This window comes from Plebeiibacterium sediminum (genome assembly GCF_026013605.1).
Classification (GTDB): Bacteria; Bacteroidota; Bacteroidia; order Bacteroidales; family Marinilabiliaceae; genus Saccharicrinis; species Saccharicrinis sediminus.
Map to the genome: position 1 here is coordinate 60,396 of NZ_JAPDPJ010000019.1, position 19,266 is coordinate 79,661.

At 34.8% G+C, this 19,266-nt stretch carries 13 protein-coding genes and 1 tRNA gene; 10 read left to right on the forward strand and 4 right to left on the reverse strand.

Features of this window, described 5'->3' with window-relative positions; all coding sequences use genetic code 11:
- From OM075_RS10075 to OM075_RS10095, 5 genes are all read left to right on the forward strand, one after another.
- Window positions 1-1,575: a DUF4998 domain-containing protein gene (locus OM075_RS10075; protein ID WP_301190381.1), complete on the forward strand. Its 1,575-nt coding sequence runs from the start codon at window positions 1-3 to the stop codon at window positions 1,573-1,575.
- Between the two features lie 56 nt (window positions 1,576-1,631).
- Window positions 1,632-2,870, forward strand: a complete 1,239-nt coding sequence (locus OM075_RS10080) for a thioredoxin family protein (protein ID WP_301190382.1) — start codon at window positions 1,632-1,634, stop codon at window positions 2,868-2,870.
- Window positions 2,871-3,222: 352 nt separating this feature from the next.
- Entirely contained in the window at window positions 3,223-4,377 is a 1,155-nt protein-coding gene (locus OM075_RS10085; protein WP_301190383.1) for a retropepsin-like aspartic protease, read from the forward strand.
- A gap of 31 nt (window positions 4,378-4,408) precedes the next feature.
- The gene (locus tag OM075_RS10090) at window positions 4,409-7,231 is read left to right on the forward strand and encodes a M16 family metallopeptidase (protein ID WP_301190384.1); all 2,823 of its coding nucleotides are present in this window, start codon (window positions 4,409-4,411) and stop codon (window positions 7,229-7,231) included.
- 194 nt (window positions 7,232-7,425) lie between these two features.
- A complete protein-coding gene (locus OM075_RS10095; RefSeq protein ID WP_301190385.1) occupies window positions 7,426-7,821 on the forward strand; it encodes a hypothetical protein in 396 nt (131 codons plus the stop codon).
- Between the two features lie 328 nt (window positions 7,822-8,149).
- Here the strand turns inward: OM075_RS10095 and OM075_RS10100 are convergent.
- Window positions 8,150-8,222, reverse strand: a tRNA-Gln gene (locus OM075_RS10100).
- Window positions 8,223-8,618: 396 nt separating this feature from the next.
- On the opposite strand from OM075_RS10100, the gene OM075_RS10105 reads away from it, so the two are divergent.
- From OM075_RS10105 to OM075_RS10125, 5 genes are all read left to right on the forward strand, one after another.
- Window positions 8,619-11,972 carry a protein O-mannosyl-transferase family gene (locus tag OM075_RS10105; protein WP_301190386.1) on the forward strand — a complete coding sequence of 1,118 codons (3,354 nt, stop codon included), beginning with the start codon at window positions 8,619-8,621 and terminating at the stop codon, window positions 11,970-11,972.
- A gap of 57 nt (window positions 11,973-12,029) precedes the next feature.
- Window positions 12,030-12,647: a polysaccharide deacetylase family protein gene (locus tag OM075_RS10110; protein ID WP_301190387.1), complete on the forward strand. Its 618-nt coding sequence runs from the start codon at window positions 12,030-12,032 to the stop codon at window positions 12,645-12,647.
- 124 nt (window positions 12,648-12,771) lie between these two features.
- The gene (gene purD, locus OM075_RS10115) at window positions 12,772-14,040 is read left to right on the forward strand and encodes a phosphoribosylamine--glycine ligase (protein ID WP_301190388.1); all 1,269 of its coding nucleotides are present in this window, start codon (window positions 12,772-12,774) and stop codon (window positions 14,038-14,040) included.
- Complete coding sequence (locus OM075_RS10120) at window positions 14,037-15,011, forward strand: hypothetical protein (RefSeq protein WP_301190389.1); 975 nt, start codon at window positions 14,037-14,039, stop codon at window positions 15,009-15,011. The genes purD and OM075_RS10120 overlap by 4 nt, the downstream gene beginning before the upstream one ends.
- Entirely contained in the window at window positions 15,011-16,663 is a 1,653-nt protein-coding gene (locus tag OM075_RS10125; RefSeq protein ID WP_301190390.1) for a carbamoyltransferase C-terminal domain-containing protein, read from the forward strand. Before OM075_RS10120 ends, OM075_RS10125 begins: the two co-directional genes overlap by 1 nt.
- Here OM075_RS10125 and OM075_RS10130 read toward each other — a convergent pair.
- The 3 genes from OM075_RS10130 to OM075_RS10140 form a co-directional block, all read right to left on the reverse strand.
- The gene (locus tag OM075_RS10130; RefSeq protein ID WP_301190391.1) at window positions 16,658-17,161 is read right to left on the reverse strand and encodes a hypothetical protein; all 504 of its coding nucleotides are present in this window, start codon (window positions 17,159-17,161) and stop codon (window positions 16,658-16,660) included. The genes OM075_RS10125 and OM075_RS10130 overlap by 6 nt on opposite strands.
- 101 nt (window positions 17,162-17,262) lie before the next feature.
- Window positions 17,263-18,555: a tyrosine--tRNA ligase gene (gene tyrS, locus OM075_RS10135; protein WP_301190392.1), complete on the reverse strand. Its 1,293-nt coding sequence runs from the start codon at window positions 18,553-18,555 to the stop codon at window positions 17,263-17,265.
- Window positions 18,556-18,632: 77 nt separating this feature from the next.
- The gene (locus tag OM075_RS10140) at window positions 18,633-19,157 is read right to left on the reverse strand and encodes a CvpA family protein (RefSeq protein ID WP_301190393.1); all 525 of its coding nucleotides are present in this window, start codon (window positions 19,155-19,157) and stop codon (window positions 18,633-18,635) included.
- Window positions 19,158-19,266: the final 109 nt, after the last annotated feature.

Sequence of the window (19,266 nt, forward strand, 5' to 3'; positions counted from 1 at the left end):
ATGAAGAGATTACTATTATATATACTATTACCCGTACTTGCTGCGGGTATCTTCTTCGGTTGTGAAAACCTGGAAGATACATATTCCGATTATACTGGAGATGGTCCAATTCGTTATCTGGCTAAATGTGTTAATCTTGAGGCCAATGCAAAATGGGAATCTGTAGAGTTAAGCTGGGAAAATAATCAAGACCTGGAGCGCGATTCAATTTATATTGTATGGCAGGATGATTCGTCCACAAGAGATACATTAGTAGATAAAAATAGCACCAGTTGTGTTATTGAAAACTTAGAGAATTTTGATTATTTCTTTTCTGTAAGCTCTGTTAGTTTCGACGAAGAAAATAACATGGATGGTCAATCATTGGAAACAACTATTTATGCACGTCCATTTTCTCTTGAACATGAATCGTTGTCAACATTTACACAGGTTGTTATCAAGCAATTTAAAGTAGGTGACGATAATCTGTTCTTATTTTTCGATAACTGGAAAGATAATTTGTTAACTGCAGAAATAGGTTATTACAAGATTGGTGAAACTGATGAAACCCGTCTTCAACTTGAAAAAGTAAATCTTGGAACTGAAACTGCTCCTGATTTTTGGCCAAATGGTCAAAAGGAACTGCTTCTTGAAAATGTAGATTTTGCTAAGGATATCATAATTTACAGAACAGGTAGTGTAGATCAAATTGAAGATCCTGATTTTCAGGTTGTTTTTCCTGATATAAAACTTAATCTTAATGTTTTGGTGTTCAACAGTGATTTTGCTGCTCAGGTTCAGGATTATTTAAATGTTAGCCAGCTTACAGCAAGCACAATTGCAGATGTTGAAGTATTAGAATTTGATCAGAATATTGCTTCGATGGAAGATATTTTATATTTCCCTAATCTAAAAGAAGTTTATTTTGGTAAGAACAGATACATGACATCTACTTACGCTTACTATGCTTCAGAGCAATCGGTTCTTTCAGAAAAAGAGCGTAGTTTGGCAGCATTGAATATTGCACATGACAAACTTCAGCTTGATGTACACCAATATAATTCACATTATTTTGCGTCATATGAAGCGCCAGTTTGGTTTATTAAAGAAGGAAATCCTGTTATTCCTGAAGTAAACTTACTAGAGAATACTGCTTCATGGTCGTATACTGTAACTCCGGCGGATGAGGCAGGATATGATTCTCAGTTGGCAAATCTTTTCGATAATCAGGCTAATACAGACTGGACTCCTCTTCGAATCTCAAGTATTCGTGTACATGCGATTGAAATTGACATGAAAGAAGATGTTGATATCAGAGGATTTAAAATTGTGCAGTCATCTTCATTAGGTTATTACAGTATGTTGATTCCTAATATGATTGAAATTGAAATAGCCAGCGATGGAGGAGAATGGCGTAGAGCAACTTATCAGGAAGAAGTACCTATTGGTGATAGCCAGGGAGAAACTACCATTGTTTACTTAGATAAAGATAAGCAAACACAAAAGGCCAGAAGAATCAGATTCTATGTTACCGACAAGGATTATTATTCTAGCTCATATGGTACAGCTCTTGCTGATTTCATGGTAATACAATAATATAATTACGGGGTCAATTTAACAGACCCCGTAACTTTTTAATTCATTACTGAAATATGATGAAACGAGTTATAAAAAGACTTCAGGTTATAGTTATCCTTTGCACACTAGCTTCTTCGTTTGCTGTTGCACAAAATCAAAGTATCCATTTTGAAGAAACAACTTCGTGGAATAAGATTGTGAAAAGAGCTTTAGAGGAAAAGAGGTTGATATTTGTGGATTGCTATGCAGATTGGTGCGGACCGTGTAAAAAACTGGCATCAGAAGTTTTTACACAAGATAAAGTCGCTGAATTTTTCAACTCTAATTTTATTAATGCCAGCTATAATGTTGAAAAGAGCGAAGACGCAAAGAGATTGGCTCAGGTTTGGCAGGTAAGCGCATTGCCAACATTAATGTTTATTGATCCGGAAACAGAACAACCTGTTCATAAATTGGTGGGTTCAGGTGATGCGGAATGGCTTATTGCCGGAGCAAAACAGGCCCTGGATCCTGAAAAAAGACTGGATGCAATGCTTTCCCGCTACAATAATGGGGATCGCGATCCTGCTTTTATGATCAGACTAGTTAAAGCGCTAAGTACTGCAGGTATGGCTCAGGAGCTTGAAAAGATAACCAAGGAATTCCTGAGTGGTCTTAATATTGATCAATTGGCAACACCAGTAGTTTGGTCGTTAATTGTTCAATATGAAAATGATCCATTGTCAAAAACATTGTTGACTGTTAGAGATAATGCTGAAAGATTTTATGCTTTACCTGGCCAAAATCAAAAACAGTTGGTTCAAACAAAATTGGCTAGTGCCATTCTGGATAAGGCAATGCAATATTCAATGAATCCAAACCTTGCAGTTTACGATAAGGAAGCCTACGATGCTTTTGTTGATTATTTGGTTACTGCTGAAGAACCAGGTAAAAGTATGGCTGCCGTTTGGTTAAATACTTCTATGTTATCTCGTCAAGGTGATTGGAAAAAAATGTTGGAAGTAATGCGTGCTGTTAAAGATGAACAAATTTTACCTCCACAGGTGTATGGAAAATATTTCTTGTTTTATATGCAGTCTTTAGCCAAAATGGAAGATAAATCAGCTGTTGATGGCGGTGTAAAATGGATTGAAGAGTTAATCGCAGAGGCTGTAGGCGAGGATATTTCTACTTATTACATTCGTACAACCTTATATGGTGCAGAGGCTGGCCTATATGAAGCTGCAGAAAGATATGGTAAGGCTCAAAAAGCTAAAAAGGAAATGGAAAAGTATGTAAATCTAATAAAGGAAGCAACAGCAAGCAACCAATAATAGAATTAAAATTTTGATCTCTTTTGTGTAATCAAATAGATTTCTTTTAAACAAATATCAATTAAGATTTTTGTCCTTTTTAATAAAGTAAACTAACCAAGTTATTTATGCTGAAATAGTTTTCTCCACAAATTTTTGTGCGTGGAGAAGCTATACTAATGCCTGATTGTTGTTTTCTATATAGTGCAATTATATCGTTTTTACTTTCTGTTTAAAGAAAGTAAATCTTCCCGTGCGATAGTTGTTGGCCTTGATAAAAATGCCTGATAATAAAGTATCCTGTATAGAAATACGATTTATGAATATGCTCATTTTTTAATGAGAGCTAATCCCAAAAATATTTAAAGAAGTTATGAAGAAATATTTCTTACTAATTGTATTGTCAGTAATTGGTTTAGCCCAGGGGTTTTCGCAGGGTAAAAATTTTACAGAACTTCAATATCATGATAACAATGGTGTTCCTGTTGTTGAAGTAGTTATTAAGGATAATACTTACCGCTTTATGCTTGATACAGGTACAGGAATGTCGTGTGTATCTGATCGCTTGGTAAATGCAGAAAAGCTGGAATATTCACAGTCGCAAAAATCAATGCAGGGTTTGGGATATAACCTTTATGTGGCTACTATACCACAAATGCAAATTGGTAATATTGAAACTAGTAATGTTCAGGGAATTGTAATGAGTGTTGATAATGTGATATTATCCACTCTGGGTGTTGATGGAATTATTGGAGCAGACATTCTTATGAACTATGTCGTAACTTTTAACTCCTTAAAAAAGATTATTGTATTGTCAGATAGTGCTGATGAAGCTATCTCTGATTGGCAGACGCTGAAATTATGGAATAATGCTCCAATTTTTGAGGTTAAACTACAAGGTAAAGATGAATTATATGATGTTCCTGCATTATTTGATAGCGGTAATGGAACAGGAGCACTCACCCTTCCTTCAGTTGAAGGATTTGAACAATGGTCAGGGGCAGGAATTATAGCCAATGTTATAGAAGGTCGTGGAGCCGTAGGTTCAATGGTTGGAGGTTTAGCTAAGTATGATAAAATATACCGAGGTAAGCTGAATGACTTTCATGTTGGAAACGTAGTATTTAAAAATCTGCCGGTTATGACAGGTGGAGTAGGCTATTTGCAACTTTGTTATAAAATGACCGATCTGGGTCAAATTATTATAGACTATCCTAATAAGCGTTACAAATTCGAGCCTTTTGAAAATGGAACAGTTTGGCCAGGAGACAACCGTACTGTAATGACTGGCCTTGATAATGGAAAATTACGTATTGCCGCAGTTTGGGGAGATAAAGCCCAGGCAGAAATAGAACCAGGATATATTATTACAGCCATTGGCGAAAAAACTCTTAGCGATTCGGTTGATAGTCTTCCAAATATTGATGAATTGATTCGTCAATATGGTGCTGAAAATGCTGTAATCACAGTTCAGGACAAGTTGGGTTCAGTAAAAGAACTTCCAGCTTCATTGTTCCTGGCTCAATAACAATTATTGTTTATATAAAAGATATTTTAAAATGATATTTAAACGAATTATAACAGCTGTATGTATGCTTCTGTTTGTTTATAGCTTGGGGGTTGCCCAACAACTAAACATGGCAAGCACACTTCCTTTGGATTCGACTGTTAGAATCGGGAAACTGGATAATGGTTTAACTTATTATCTGAGACATAATGAAAATCCAGCTCAAATGGCTGATTTCTATATTATTTATAATGTAGGCTCGATACAGGAAACAGATACGCAAACAGGTCTTGCTCACTTTTTAGAGCATATGGCTTTCAACGGGACTAAAAATTTCCCGGGAAACAGCATGATTAATTGGCTAGAAAGTGTAGGGCTACAGTTTGGTACTAATGTAAATGGTGCAACAGGTATGGAAATGACCTATTACAACCTGACACAAGTGCCATTAAAACGTAAATCAATTATTGATTCAACTCTGCTTATTCTTCACGATTGGTCACATTTTCTTTTACTGGAAGATGCTGAAATTAACAAAGAGCGTGGTGTGATCATTGAGGAACGTCGTCAGCGTAATAATGCTACTTTTCGATTAGGCAGAAAAGCTGCGCCCTATATTTATAATAAATCAAGGTATGCAGATCGTGATATGATTGGTAGCGAAGAGTTTTTAAAAACTTTTTCAGGAGATTCTCTTCGTAGTTATTACGATCGTTGGTATCGTCCGGATTTGCAGGCAATTGTTGTTGTTGGAGATATTGATGTAGATGAAGTAGAGGGAAAAATTAAAGCTGTAATGGCTGATATACCTGCTGCAGTTAATCCGGAGCCTAAAGAGCTTATTGAGATTCCAGAAAACAGTCAACCTTTGGTTACCGTTATTTCAGATCCTGAAATTAATAGTGTAACCACATCTTTATATATCAAAAGAAAAGCTATACCTGCTGAATACAACAGCAGACTTGGTGTTTTTAATATGAACCTGCAAATGAATGCGGCTATTGCAATGGCCAACATTCGTTTAGCTGATATTGCCAGTACAAGTACAGCATTTAAAAGTGCACAAGTTCTGGATGTACCTCTTACTTTTAACGATCAGGTAATCAGTTTGCAGGTAACCATGCCTAATGGAGATGTTCAGGACCGATTTAAAGCAGCTTATTCAGAATTGGAAAGATTACGTCGATATGGTTTTACTCCATCAGAATTTGAATTTTTAAAAACAAGTTTGCTTCGTAGTGCCAAATATGTTTACGAAAACAGTAACAGACGCGATAACAGTAGTTTTATTTGGGAGTGTATTAACAATTACACAAAGAATCAACCTATTCTAACTCCAGAGTATCAGTGGAAGTTAACGGAATACTTTGTTTCTAAAATGCAGCTCGAAGATGTTAATAAATTATTCAGTACTTTATTAACACCATCAAATAATGTTTTGGTAGTTATGATGCCTGAGAATAACTATGTGCAAAATCCGTCGGAAGAAGATATGGTTAATGTAATGGCAACCGTAAGGAGTGAAGAGCTGGAGCCTTATAAGGAAGAAATTATCGATAAGCCGCTTTTGCCAGAAGCATCAAATATTAAACGAGGTAAAGTTGTAAAAGTAGAAAAAGGTGAATATGGATCTACACTTTGGACACTTAATAATGGCATTAGGGTTATGGTTAAACCAACCACTTATAGTCCAAGCCAGATTGAGATGAGTGCTACAGCCAGTGGAGGTTTATCTGTAGTGGATGATAAAGATTATTTTTCCGCATCAACTTTAATGCCTCTGATTTCAAGATCAGGAATTGGTGATTTTAGTAATAATGAACTAAAAAAGGTAATTGGAACAAAAGTGGCATCAGTAGCTCCGTCTATCGGTCGTTTTTCAAGTGAGCTAAACGGACGTGCAGCAAAATCGGATCTGGAAACCATGATGCAGTTGACTTACCTGTATTTTACAAAGCCCAGATTTGTGCAGGATGAGTTCGACAATATGATTCAGAGAAATCGTGCAAATATGTCCAATAAAAAAGGTTCTGCAGACATGACTTTTCTTGAAAAGATGAACGTAGCTATTTACGGAGACAAGAATAATGTCAGAACTCAGGCTCCATCAGAAGAAGCTTTAGAGCAAGTTAGTTTCAAAAGAATGCAAGCGTTGTATGATCAATTCTTTTGCGATGCAGCAGGTAATTATACATTTTATTTCCTTGGAGATATAGATATCAGTGTTCTTAAGCCAATGGTTGAAAAATATCTTGGTTCATTGAAACCAGGAAAGCAAAAGCTGAATTGGCGTGATGATATGGTAAGACCAAATAATGGTCCAATTGAGAAACGTTTTGAGTATCCAATGCAAACGCCTCAAAGTACTGTATTTTACAACTATTCAGGTTCTATTAAATACAATCAGGAAAACACGATGTTGATGGCCATGTTATCTTCGTGTTTACAAAACCGATATATAAAATCTATTCGTGAAGATAAAGGAGGATCGTATGGGGTTTCTGTTCGTGGAGATTTATCTCGTCAACCTGTTGAGGGTTATAATCTTTCAGTTTCCTTTAAGACAAATCCTGCTATGGTTGATGAATTGACTCAAGTTGTGGAGGCTGAATTAAAGGATATTGCAGAGAATGGCCCAGATAAAATTGATGTGGATAAGGTTTTATCTTTCTGGAAGAAAACACGCCCGGATGGCATGAAAAACAATGGTGCATGGCTTACGTTGATGAAAACTTATAATACTTGGGGTGAGGATTGGAATACTGATTTTGACCAGTTTCTTAAGAAAATCACGCCTAAAAAAGTTCAGAATTTAGCAAAGCAAATTGTGAATGATAATAACGTAGCAAAGATCATTATGGATCCGGTCAAATAACATCTTAAAGGACTTAAATAAATACTTCCATAGTATTTTTAACTATCCTATACCTGTAACTCTCCGGAATTTTTCCGGAGGGTCTCATTATTCGGATATGAGATTTAAGATGTGAAGTAAAGATTGTAATTAGATATAATGACTATGTTTTTAATTGGAAAACAGTTTGGTAAATAATTGTAAATTTTAAACAGATGAAGAATATTAGATTTATTTTGATTGGTGTGGTGAGTGTAATAATTTTTATGAGTTGTGGTAATACACAATCATCGAACAATCAAGCCCACCAAACAATATCAGAGAATACTTCAGAATCAAATGACACAATTAAAGGTCGTGGTTGCTTTGAAATAGTAAGTGATATACCTTATGATATTCCGGCTCAGCGTTTTGATGAAACAGCACAGATATTAGCTCATGCCAGTGGATGCTTTATTGAAACGGATTTATCAAAAACAGGAAGTGTTGATGTAAATGCAATTAAGGGAAAGATGAGTATTCGCGATGCAATATTGGTTGCAATAGAAGGTACTAATTTAAAAATTACAGAAGAAACCGAAGTGAAAATTAAGGTTGAACTGATTAAATAAAGAAAACAGCTACTCCATAAAGAGATATTTAGATTAAAGGTTTAGTTGAGTGAGTGGGGCAGATCAGGGGGAAAACGATCTGCCCTTTTTATTTATGTTTATTTCTAAATTTTATTAGTTGGTATATTTATCATATCGTATTGTTGTAATAATCATCTAAAGGACCTGAATGCTTTATTGTGATGAATTTATCCCTGAATTTTGTTGATGTAATTTATAGTAGGATCGCAATATATTGAAATATCCGTGATTGGATCGAAGGGAATGAAATAAGGAATATTATAAAAGCAAAAAAGCTTGAAATCTTATGATTTCAAGCTTTTTTTTGTTGTCCCACCAGGGCTCGAACCTGGACTCTTCTGAACCAAAATCAGACGTGTTGCCAATTACACCATGGGACAATCCTCATGTCTTTCTTTTTGAAAGCGATGCAAAAGTAGACCTTTTTTTGATTCGTGCAAAATATTTTTAAAACTTTTTTGTAAAAAATATACGCGAATTTATGGCTGTTTGTTTTAATGTTAAGATATTCAAGAAAATAAATGTTGATTTTTTTTGAGCATAAAGAAGCCGGGATTGTGAGGTTTCTTCTGAATTGATAAAAGAATTATATACTGGGTTTCTCATAATGAAATTTTTGATACCAGGAAGTTAAAATAGAGTTAAATACAAAACTAACTATGGGCTTTAAAAAAGGGTTTAATAAAAATTACTTATTTTTGGCAGCGTGGAAAAAACAGGGTTTACTCAAATTAGTATACAAACCTCATTTAAACAGAGAATTATAATATAATATCATGAGAAATAATTATAAACTACTCAATAATGTATTTGGATGGTTGTCATTTTTTATCGCTGCGGTAACTTATACAATGACCATTGAACCAACGGCCAGTTTCTGGGACTGTGGAGAATTTATTTCAACCGCATATAAATTATTGGTAGGACACCCTCCAGGTGCTCCTTTTTTCATGATTATAGGACGATTCTTTTCTTTGTTTGCACCTGATGGTGGATCTGTGGCTGTAATGATTAATATTATGAGTGCCCTTGCAAGTGCATTTACAATTATGTTTTTGTTTTGGACCATTACTCACTTAGCTAGTAAAATATTTATTACAGAAAAAGCTGAAGAGTGGAGATCATGGGCAGTTATTGGAGCCGGTTTTGTTGGTGCTTTAGCTTATACATTTTCTGATACTTTCTGGTTTTCTGCTGTTGAAGGTGAGGTTTATGCCATGTCATCGTTGTTTACAGCAATGGTATTTTGGGCCATTTTAAAATGGGAAAATGTTGCAGATGAACCTTATGCTAACCGATGGTTGATATTAATCGCCTACTTAATGGGTCTTTCAATCGGTGTTCACTTATTAAACTTGTTGGCAATTCCTGCTATTGTATTGGTGTATTACTTTAAAAAATTCGAAGTAAACAGAAACGGTTTAATAGCAGCCTTAGGTATTTCTGCAGTCATATTATTGGGTGTTTTATATGGTATTATTCCTTACACTGTAAAAATCGCCAGCTGGTTTGAGCTTTTATTTGTAAATGATTTTGGCATGCCATTTAACACGGGTGTTGCAGTATACTTTTTATTGTTGTTCTCCGGAATTATTTTTGGAATCTGGTACACACATAAACGTCAGAAAGTTATTTTAAATACTATTCTTTTAGGTGTTACAGTAATCTTAATTGGATACTCATCTTTTGCTATGATTGTAATCAGATCATCAGCAAACCCAACAATGGATCAAAACTCACCTGAAGATGTATTCTCTATGATGGGGTATTTAAATCGTGAGCAATATGGCGACAGACCTTTGTTTTATGGAGAATATTACAACTCTGAAATCGATTTTAAAGCTTCGCAAGAAAAGCAGGGGGATCCTATCAGAATTAAAAAGGATGGAGAATATAAAACTGTTGACCATAAGCCAGAATATGTGTTCAATGATAAAACATTAACTATTTTCCCTAGAATGTACAGTCGTGATGGCAGACATATAGAGCAGTATAAAAGCTGGGCAGGTCCATCAAAAGGGAAAGATGTTCAGGTTGTTGATCAGGAAACCGGTGACACAAAAACAATTACTTTACCTACCTGGGGTGATAATCTTGCCTTTTTCCTAAGATATCAGGTTGGTTATATGTACTTCAGGTATTTTATGTGGAATTTTGCCGGAAGACAAAATGATATACAAGGTAATGGTGAGGTGACAAAAGGAAACTGGATTAGTGGAATTCCTTTTATTGATAATGCTCGTTTAGGTGATCAGTCAAAATTGCCAGATACTTATAAAAACAACAAAGGCAGAAACAAATATTATTTCCTTCCTCTTATATTAGGTTTACTTGGTTTGTTATTCCAATATCAGTCAGGTAAAAAGGGTAAAGAAGGTTTTTGGATTGTAATGTTGCTATTCTTCCTAACAGGTTTGGCAATTGTATTGTACCTGAATCAAACACCACTTCAGCCGCGTGAACGTGATTATGCTTATGCAGGTTCGTTTTATGCATTTGCAATTTGGATTGGATTAGGAGTATTAGCTGTAGTCGATGCCCTGAATAAATTTATGTCTGGAAAAGGTGCTGCAGTGGGTGCTACCGTTTTATGTTTGCTATGTGTGCCTGTGTTGATGGCGTCTCAAAACTGGGATGATCATAACAGATCACATCGTAATGTGGCCCGAGATCTGGCTTTTAATTATCTGGATACTTGTGATAAGGATGCCATTATATTTACCAACGGAGATAATGATACTTTCCCATTGTGGTATGCACAAGAGGTTGAAGGTTACAGGTTAGATGTTAGGGTTTGTAATTTAAGTTACTTGCAAACTGATTGGTATATTGATCAAATGAAACGTAAGGCTTATGATTCTGATCCGTTACCATTCTCTTTAGAACATGATCAATATGTGACTGGAACAAGAGATGTGGCTCATGTAGTTGAATTAATTGATGACAGAGTTGACTTAAAAGAAGCCATTAACTTCCTGGCAAGTGATAATCCAAAAACAAAACAGATTCCGGGGTATAAGGGAACTTTTGAATTCTTACCTGCAAAACGTTTTAAAGTGCCTGTTGATAGTTTACAAATGATTCAAACAGGAGTGGTAAGCAAAGATGCTGCTGATTTAATTGTACCTCAGGTTAATATTGATATCAACAAACCAAGAGTATTGAAAAATGAAATCATGATTCTTGACTTATTGGCTAATAACGATTGGAAACGTCCGGTTTATTTTGCAGTAACTGTTGGTCGTGATAATTATGCAAGTCTTGATGATTATTTTCAATTAGAAGGTTTTGCATACAAAGTGGTACCAATCAGAACCAGGAATAGTGATGGCCAGATTGGAAGAGTTGATACCGAAAAAATGTACGATAAGTTCATGAATAAATTTCGTTGGGGAGGATTTGATGATCCTAGAGTATATTTGGATGAGAATCATCAGCGCATGGCTATGAACATCCGTAATAATATGTCACGTTTAGCTTCATCGCTTATCGATGAAGGAAAAATGGATAAAGCTGTTGATATTTTAGATATGTCTTTAACTAAGCTTCCTGTTGATAAGGTTCCTCATAATTACTTTTCAGTATTTATTGCTGAAGGTTATTACAAAGCGGATCAAAGAGCTAAGGCAGAAGAAATATTAAAACAGTTTGGAGAGCAAACATTCCAGGAAATGAAATTTTATTCGTCTCTTGATGCTTCAAAATTAAATACGGTAAGTGGAGATGCGAATAATAGTTATCTGCTTTATGGCGAAATTGTTAAAATGGCATCTCAGTACAGTAGCGAACAATTAAGAGAAGATTTAAATGCTAAGTTAACAGAGCTTCCTATTGGAAGTTTACCAGAAAATATTTTAAGTATTTTCTTAGCTGAAGGCTATTATATTAAGGGCGATAATCAGATTGCTGATCAGATTATTGAAAGCATGTATAAATCGGCGAGCCAAATCATCGCGTATTATAATCAAATCCCTGCCAAGCAAAGAAGTGACTTTGATTATCAATACCGTCAGGGCTTAATTTACATGATGGAAATTCAAAAAATATTAGATAAATACGATAGAAATGAATTGTCTGCAAAACTAAATGGTGATTCCAATGGTGCAGAAATGAAGTTTCTATCTAAGTAAGGTTTTCAAATCAGAAACGGAATGTTGGTTGAATTTTAAAGTGTTGGAGGAATATTTATGGGAATAATGATACAACCATCGTTCCTTTTATCTGGTATTTTCAGAGGTGCAACATGGTCTGAAAAAACAGATAAAAATGAAGTGTTTGTTACCTTTGATGATGGACCAATACCTGAGGTTACGCCTTGGGTATTAGATGAGGCTGATAAATGGAATGCCAAGCTAACCTTTTTTTGCGTTGGAGAGAATGTGTTTAAACATCCTGATATTTATGAGGAAGTTTTAAGAAGAGGGCATGCAGTTGGAAATCATACCTACAATCATATTAAAGCTTGGTCGTACAACAAAAAGGATTATTTTGATAATATAGAAAAGGCGGCACAGTTAATCGATTCAAAGTTATTTCGTCCACCGCATGGAATGTTGTACCCATCGTACATTAAGCTTTTAAAGGAAAAGTTTGATAAAGTGATCATGTGGAATGTATTGAGTCGTGATTATAACAGAAAATTAAGCGGAAAGGCCGTTTTTAAAAATGTTGAAGGCTATGTTAAACCCGGTTCTATAATTGTGTTTCACGATTCCTTAAAAGCTGAAAAAAATATGAAGTATGCCTTCCCAAAAACACTGGAGTTAATAAATAAGAGAGGTTATATTACAAGCACAATAAAATAAATTAATAGATAATGACTTTATTTTCATGGTTAATTAAACGGAAGGCTTTAAATTTGAGGTTCCAAATCGTACTTAATTAATCAATATAGTCATAAATCTTATTCGCTAATTTAATAGCAAACGTATGAAGGTATTATTATTGGGGTCTGGTGGTAGAGAACATGCCATGGCCTGGAAATTGAAACAAAGTCCAAAGCTTACCGAACTGATTATTGCTCCCGGAAATGCAGGAACTGCTGAATTGGGAACAAATGTAGATATTAATCCAAACGATTTTGAGGCAGTAAAGAAAGTGGCGCTCGATTATCAAATTGATATGTTGGTAGTAGGCCCGGAAGAACCTTTAGTACGTGGTGTTAAAGATTTCTTTTTAAATGATCCTGAATTAGCAAGTATTCCTGTAATTGGCCCTGGTAAAAGAGGTGCCAGATTAGAAGGAAGTAAAGAGTTTGCTAAAGAATTTATGGCTACTTATGGAATTCCTACAGCGAAATATAAAACTGTAACTCCTGAAAATCTTGAGGATGGTTTGGCATTTCTTGATGAAATGAAATCTCCATACGTATTAAAAGCTGATGGATTAGCTGCTGGTAAAGGCGTTTTAATTATAGATGACTTAGCGCAGGCAAAAGCTGAATTGAGTACCATGTTGGATGGTAAATTTGGTGAAGCAAGTAAGAAAGTTGTTATTGAAGAGTTCTTAAGCGGTATTGAATTATCAGTATTCGTATTGACAGACGGTTCTGCTTATGTAGTATTTCCTGAAGCCAAAGATTATAAAAGAATTGGAGAAGGGGATACTGGTCTGAATACAGGAGGTATGGGAGCTGTGAGTCCGGTTCCATTTGCTGATGCTGATTTTATGAAAAAAGTTCATAAAAGAATTATTTTCCCAACAGTTCAAGGTTTACAATCAGAAGAAATTCCATATAAAGGTTTTATATTCATTGGTTTAATTAAAGTAGGAAACGATCCTTATGTAATTGAATACAATGTACGAATGGGTGACCCAGAAACTGAGGTAGTAATGCCTCGTATTAAAAGTGACCTGTTAGAGCTTTTTGAAGCTACGGCATCAAAAACTTTAAAACAGCATGTAATCGAAATCGAAGAACAGGCTGTTACTACTGTTATGATGGTTGCCGGAGGATATCCTGGTGACTATGAAAAAGGTAAAGAAATGACTGGTTTTGATAAAGTAACTGATGGTATTGCTTTCCATGCTGGAACAAAATTGCAGGATGGTAAAGTAGTTACAAACGGAGGTCGTGTTATTGCTTTAAGTTCATACGGAAATACTTTCAAGGAAGCACTTGAAAAGTCGTATAAAAACACTGAAGTAATTAATTATGAAGATAAATATTTCAGAAAAGATATTGGATTTGATTTATGATTTTAAAGCAAGTTCATAACAATAAAATAGGAGCATATGCATTTATGCTCCTTGTTTTAATTGTATTATGGGTTATACCTGTATTAAAAAGTGATGTTGTTACAGTTTCAGTTCACTCTAAAATGCCTTTGTGGAACTTGCTGTCTCCATTGGTGAAGAACAACTGGGTATCACTATTATCGAGTTTCTTTTGTGCACTTTTTATTGTTTTAGGCATCACCCGATATAATACCAGGTATAGTTTGCTTCACTCTCAGTCTGCTTTGCCAGGCTTTATTTTTATACTACTGGCAGGTAGTATTCCTTCCATACAGCACTTAAGTCCTATTTGGTTATCCGCAATTTTTATTATTCTAAGTTTTGGTTATTTGTACGAGGCTTATAATTACAGAAAAACAATGAAAGAGTGTTTTTTAGCGTCTTTCTGGATTGCTGTTGGTAGTTTGTTTTCGTATAAAATAGTTCTGCTATTTCCCTTAATCATACTCGTAATGTCTGTTCTAAGGGTATTGTCATTCAAGTCACTTTTAGCATCTATTATTGGTTTTATCTTACCATGGATTTTTGTTTTGGGATACGAGATGGCTTTAGGGAGTATTGATGATTTTCTTTTTTATATAGAGCCAACAAAGCAAAAGTTAATTTGGCCCTATGATTTCTCAACCATTACCTTAATATATTTTGGGATCTTATTATTGCTTCTGTTTATCTCAATTATTAAGGTAGTTAATGAATTAGGTAAAAAGAAAATCTTTACAAGAAAACAATATAACAGTGTAATATTGACCAGCATATATATTATAGTTGTTGTTATTGCAACAGGAGGAGCTAAAGAAATTATCCCACTGGTTTCTATTTTTTTTACTTTATTAATTGCCCATCTTATTGGTAGTTTGACTTCCTGGCTATGGCAAAACATCTTCTTCTTTAGTGTTGCTGCATTAACAATTATCGGACAATTGTTTCTGTAATGATGGATGTTTCAAAACCAACATTGGCAATATATGCTATTCAGGATAGATTGAATAGTGAAACCCCGTATTTTGTGCACGATCATGCGATTACTTTAATACATCAGGGTAGAGTGTTGAAACATCTTACTTTCGAGAGAAAAAGCCGTAAAAAGCACGACAATAAATTACATGAGTCACTTTATCAGGTATTAAAAGAAGAAAAGCTTTTGGCTCCTGATGACTTTGATTTGGTTTTTCCTGATAATGTGGTAGGACGGGCCATGATTTCTTCGTGTGGAAAGTTACGTTACGAAGGGCCTTTAAATCAAGAGCTGTTTCCATTGATTGAGAAGGGGCGTTGTTGGTGGTTAGATCACGAACGATCAGGTTATTCAATCAATCATGAATTAGCACATATTAGCAGTTGCCTTCCGTTTTATGGCGATTTTAACGAAAACAGCTTATTAATTCATTTTGATGGGGGAGGTAGTTTATCTAATTTTTCTGCCTGGCACTATGTAAACGGAAAATTACAAAATTTGGAGTTTCATTGGGATTATAAGTATCTCTCATCTTTTTTTAATGCCAATGCGCTTGTTTTTGGAATAATTGGAGCTAAATACAACCAGCAGAATTCTGTTCCCGGAAAGATGATGGGTTTGGCTTCTTATGGCCGTTATTCTATAGAAATGGAAGAATGGTTGGTGGCTAATGATTATTTTTCAGATTTGTGGGGAAAGAAGAGCGATTTTTATGGCAAAGCAAGGCAAGCATTCAACTGGAATGAATCGAAGTTAGAAACAGAGGATCCATTTTTGCACAATATTGTAGCTACACTCCAACATATCTTTATTCGGGAGTTATTAAATGTTTTACATCGATTACAAAAGCATACAGGAGCCAATTACCTATACTATAGTGGAGGTTCTGCGTTAAATATCGTGGCCAATACTACCATTCTTAACTCAGGTTTATTTAAAGATGTTTTTATTCCTCCTTGTACCGAAGATAGTGGATTGTCATTAGGTGCAGCTGCTTTTGTTGAATGGCAGAAACATGGTAAGTTAGCTATTCATTCTCCCTATTTAAATAACTGGCAAATTGAAGAATATCAGAATGTATCATTGGAAGAGATAGATGCTATTGCAGATTTGATTTTTCAGGGAAAAGTTGTTGGTATTTGTAATGGCTATGGAGAGGCTGGCCCAAGGGCTTTAGGCAATAGGAGTATTGTTGCTTTGGCTAATGATAAAGAGTTGGCAAATCGTGTAAGTATATATCATAAAGGACGCGAATGGTATCGTCCGGTGGCTCCTATTATGCTTGAGGAAAATGCAAAATATTTTACAGGATTAAAAGAGATGCATCATTTGAGTGATTTAATGTTGCTGGATTTTGATATTAGTAAGGATAGAGCCTTAGAAATAAATGGTGTAGTTCATATTGATGGAACCGCAAGAGTGCAGACGGTTCGTAATGAAGCACAAAATAAATTCATGTTTCATTTACTAACTTGCTTGCACAACAAATATGGCGTAAAAGCTTTAATAAATACTTCCTTTAATAAAAGGGGAGAACCAATTGTTCATACAAAACAAGATGCTGTTAATTCAGCTAAAAATATGTGTTTAGATGCAGTGGTTTTAAATGGTAAACTAAAGTTGTTATAAAGTAAATACTTTCCAGTTTTTATTGAGTTTATACTTTACTTTTTTTGTTGGGAAAGCCAGTTTTATGGCAAAGTTTGTTGTTAATCCAATCCCAGTTGAATACAGTAATCTTTCTGTAGTATTTATATTGTTCATATCACTGAGTGCGTAATATGAACCAATGGTTGCTACCGAAGTTAATGTAAACTTTAAAAGTTGCGATCCTACACTTATTTTTCTAACACCAGTAATATCTTCTATTCTAATCTCTCGCTTTTCTGCAACTCCACCAAATACTTTTGATTTTCCGAGTATAACTGAACTGTCATTTACAGATATCATATAGTTCATACTTAATTCTTTCTGCTTTAAATAACCGCTGTACTCCAGTAATACCAATCCTCCGGTCCTGATCTGAACCGCTTGTTGTTCAGTTTCATTTAAAAATACGAGTATTTTTTTCTGTGCATTAAGGTTACCTAAACCAATAAGTAGAATGAAAAACAATATATATCGCATGGGTCAACTCTTTTTTACAAAGAAAATGAATTGAGGGAAACAAAAAAAGGCCTTCATTGCATAATTTCAATGAAGGCCTTTTTGATAAAATATTTTGTAGTTTACTCTGCTACAACAACAAAGTAGTTTTTCTTACCTTTTTGGAATAACAAATACTTATCATTTAATAAGTAATCTTCTTTTACAAGAAGATCTTGTTCTGTAATTTTTTCTTTGTTTAAACTAACTCCACCACCTTTAATGGTTTTACGTGCTTCTCCTTTTGATGGAAAGATCTGAGTTTGAACAGCAATCAATTCTAAAATGTCCATACCTTCTGTAAGGTCATTTTTTGCAATATTAAAAGTAGGAACTCCTTCAAAAACTGATAAGAAAGTATCTTCATCAATCTTTTTTAGAGCATCCATTGTCGATTTTCCAAATAAAATCTGACTGGCTTCAACTGCTGTTTCATATGCTTCTCTACCATGAATCATTACAGTAACCTCCTCCGCAAGTCTTTTCTGAAGTGATCTGGCGTGAGGTGCTTCTGCATGTTCTTTTACCAGGCTTTCAACCTCTTCCTGTGATAATAGGGTAAATATCTTGATGTATTTCTCAGCATCAGCATCAGAAGTATTTAACCAGAATTGGTAAAATTTATAAGGACTGGTTCTCTTTGGATCTAACCAAATATTACCAGATTCTGTTTTACCAAATTTACCTCCATCAGCCTTGGTAATTAACGGACAAGTCATAGCAAATGCCTCACCTCCTAATTTACGACGAATAAGCTCAGTTCCGGTAGTAATATTTCCCCATTGATCAGAACCACCCATTTGTAATTTACAATTGTGTGTTTTATACAAATGGTAAAAGTCTGTTCCCTGAACCAATTGATATGTAAATTCTGTAAAAGATAATCCAGAGTTTCCTTCGCCGCTAATTCTCTTCTTTACAGAATCTTTGGCCATCATATAATTTACAGTAAGGTGCTTTCCAATATCTCGGATAAACTCAAGAAATGAAAATTCCTTCATCCAGTCGTAGTTATTCACCATTAAAGCCTGATTTTCAGCTCCACTGTTAAAATCTAAAAAACGACTTAATTGAGCTTTTAAGCAATCCTGATTATGACGAAGTGTTGTTTCATCCAAAAGGTTTCTTTCAGCTGATTTACCCGATGGATCACCAATCATACCTGTAGCTCCTCCAACTAACACAATAGGGCGGTGACCAGCAACTTGTAAATGTTTTAACATCATTACAGAAACAAGGTGACCAATATGTAAAGAGTCTGCAGTTGGGTCAATACCCACATAAGCAGTTGTTAATTCTTTTTGTAGTTGTTCTTCCGTTCCGGGCATCATATCGTGAATCATGCCACGCCATTTCAATTCCTCAACAAAATTCATGGTTATATTTTTAACTTATGATTTTTCTTATTTAATGTGGTGCCAAAGATAATAGAAAAGATTGTGAATTAATGAGATTAAATACTTACTTCCATAACTTCCTGAACCTTGTTTTTTGCATCATCCTTATCAAAATTTAAATAAGGGAATACTATTGGAGCAAATTCCGACAAGGGTTCATATAATATTGAGCTATCTCTGGTATCTTCTGGTATCAGATTAAATGTACGATCGAAAGAGGCGAAAATCGCCATGACAATGCTTAATACAAAAGCATATTTAATAAAGGAAAAAAGTGCACCAAACACCCGGTTTATAAAGCCAAGGGCAACTGCTGTAATGAGTTTATCTATGGCTTTTGCAATAAGGTGAACTGCAATAACAATTCCTGCAAAAGTGACAATAAAAGCAATAAGTCCAATATAACTTACCGAGATATGTTGCATTAACCATTCTTCAGTTAATCCGGAAAATTTAATGGCACCCAATACCCCAAGAACAAGAGCAGTTAAAGTGGCCAGTTCTATAACGAGTCCATTCTTGTAACCTCTTACAAGGGCAATAATTAGAATGATTCCTACTATGATGTCAAAATAGTTCATTATTAAAAAAAAATTTATGCTAAAATAACCAAATTTATAAGGTTGTTTAACTTTTCGAACAAGAAAATATAATGAACAGAACTGTGTTTTTTATGGTTAACCTAGTAAT

What these genes read in the sequence shown, in the direction of transcription:
- OM075_RS10110 (WP_301190387.1), top strand. Translation starts at nt 12,030, where the DNA reads ATGGGAATAATGATACAACCATCGTTCCTTTTATCTGGTATTTTCAGA.
- OM075_RS10085 (WP_301190383.1), top strand. Translation starts at nt 3,223, where the DNA reads ATGAAGAAATATTTCTTACTAATTGTATTGTCAGTAATTGGTTTAGCC.
- OM075_RS10095 (WP_301190385.1), top strand. Translation starts at nt 7,426, where the DNA reads ATGAAGAATATTAGATTTATTTTGATTGGTGTGGTGAGTGTAATAATT.
- OM075_RS10120 (WP_301190389.1), top strand. Translation starts at nt 14,037, where the DNA reads ATGATTTTAAAGCAAGTTCATAACAATAAAATAGGAGCATATGCATTT.
- tyrS (WP_301190392.1), bottom strand. Translation starts at nt 18,555, where the DNA reads ATGAATTTTGTTGAGGAATTGAAATGGCGTGGCATGATTCACGATATG.
- OM075_RS10075 (WP_301190381.1), top strand. Translation starts at nt 1, where the DNA reads ATGAAGAGATTACTATTATATATACTATTACCCGTACTTGCTGCGGGT.
- OM075_RS10125 (WP_301190390.1), top strand. Translation starts at nt 15,011, where the DNA reads ATGATGGATGTTTCAAAACCAACATTGGCAATATATGCTATTCAGGAT.
- OM075_RS10090 (WP_301190384.1), top strand. Translation starts at nt 4,409, where the DNA reads ATGATATTTAAACGAATTATAACAGCTGTATGTATGCTTCTGTTTGTT.
- OM075_RS10140 (WP_301190393.1), bottom strand. Translation starts at nt 19,157, where the DNA reads ATGAACTATTTTGACATCATAGTAGGAATCATTCTAATTATTGCCCTT.
- OM075_RS10080 (WP_301190382.1), top strand. Translation starts at nt 1,632, where the DNA reads ATGATGAAACGAGTTATAAAAAGACTTCAGGTTATAGTTATCCTTTGC.
- OM075_RS10130 (WP_301190391.1), bottom strand. Translation starts at nt 17,161, where the DNA reads ATGCGATATATATTGTTTTTCATTCTACTTATTGGTTTAGGTAACCTT.
- OM075_RS10105 (WP_301190386.1), top strand. Translation starts at nt 8,619, where the DNA reads ATGAGAAATAATTATAAACTACTCAATAATGTATTTGGATGGTTGTCA.
- purD (WP_301190388.1), top strand. Translation starts at nt 12,772, where the DNA reads ATGAAGGTATTATTATTGGGGTCTGGTGGTAGAGAACATGCCATGGCC.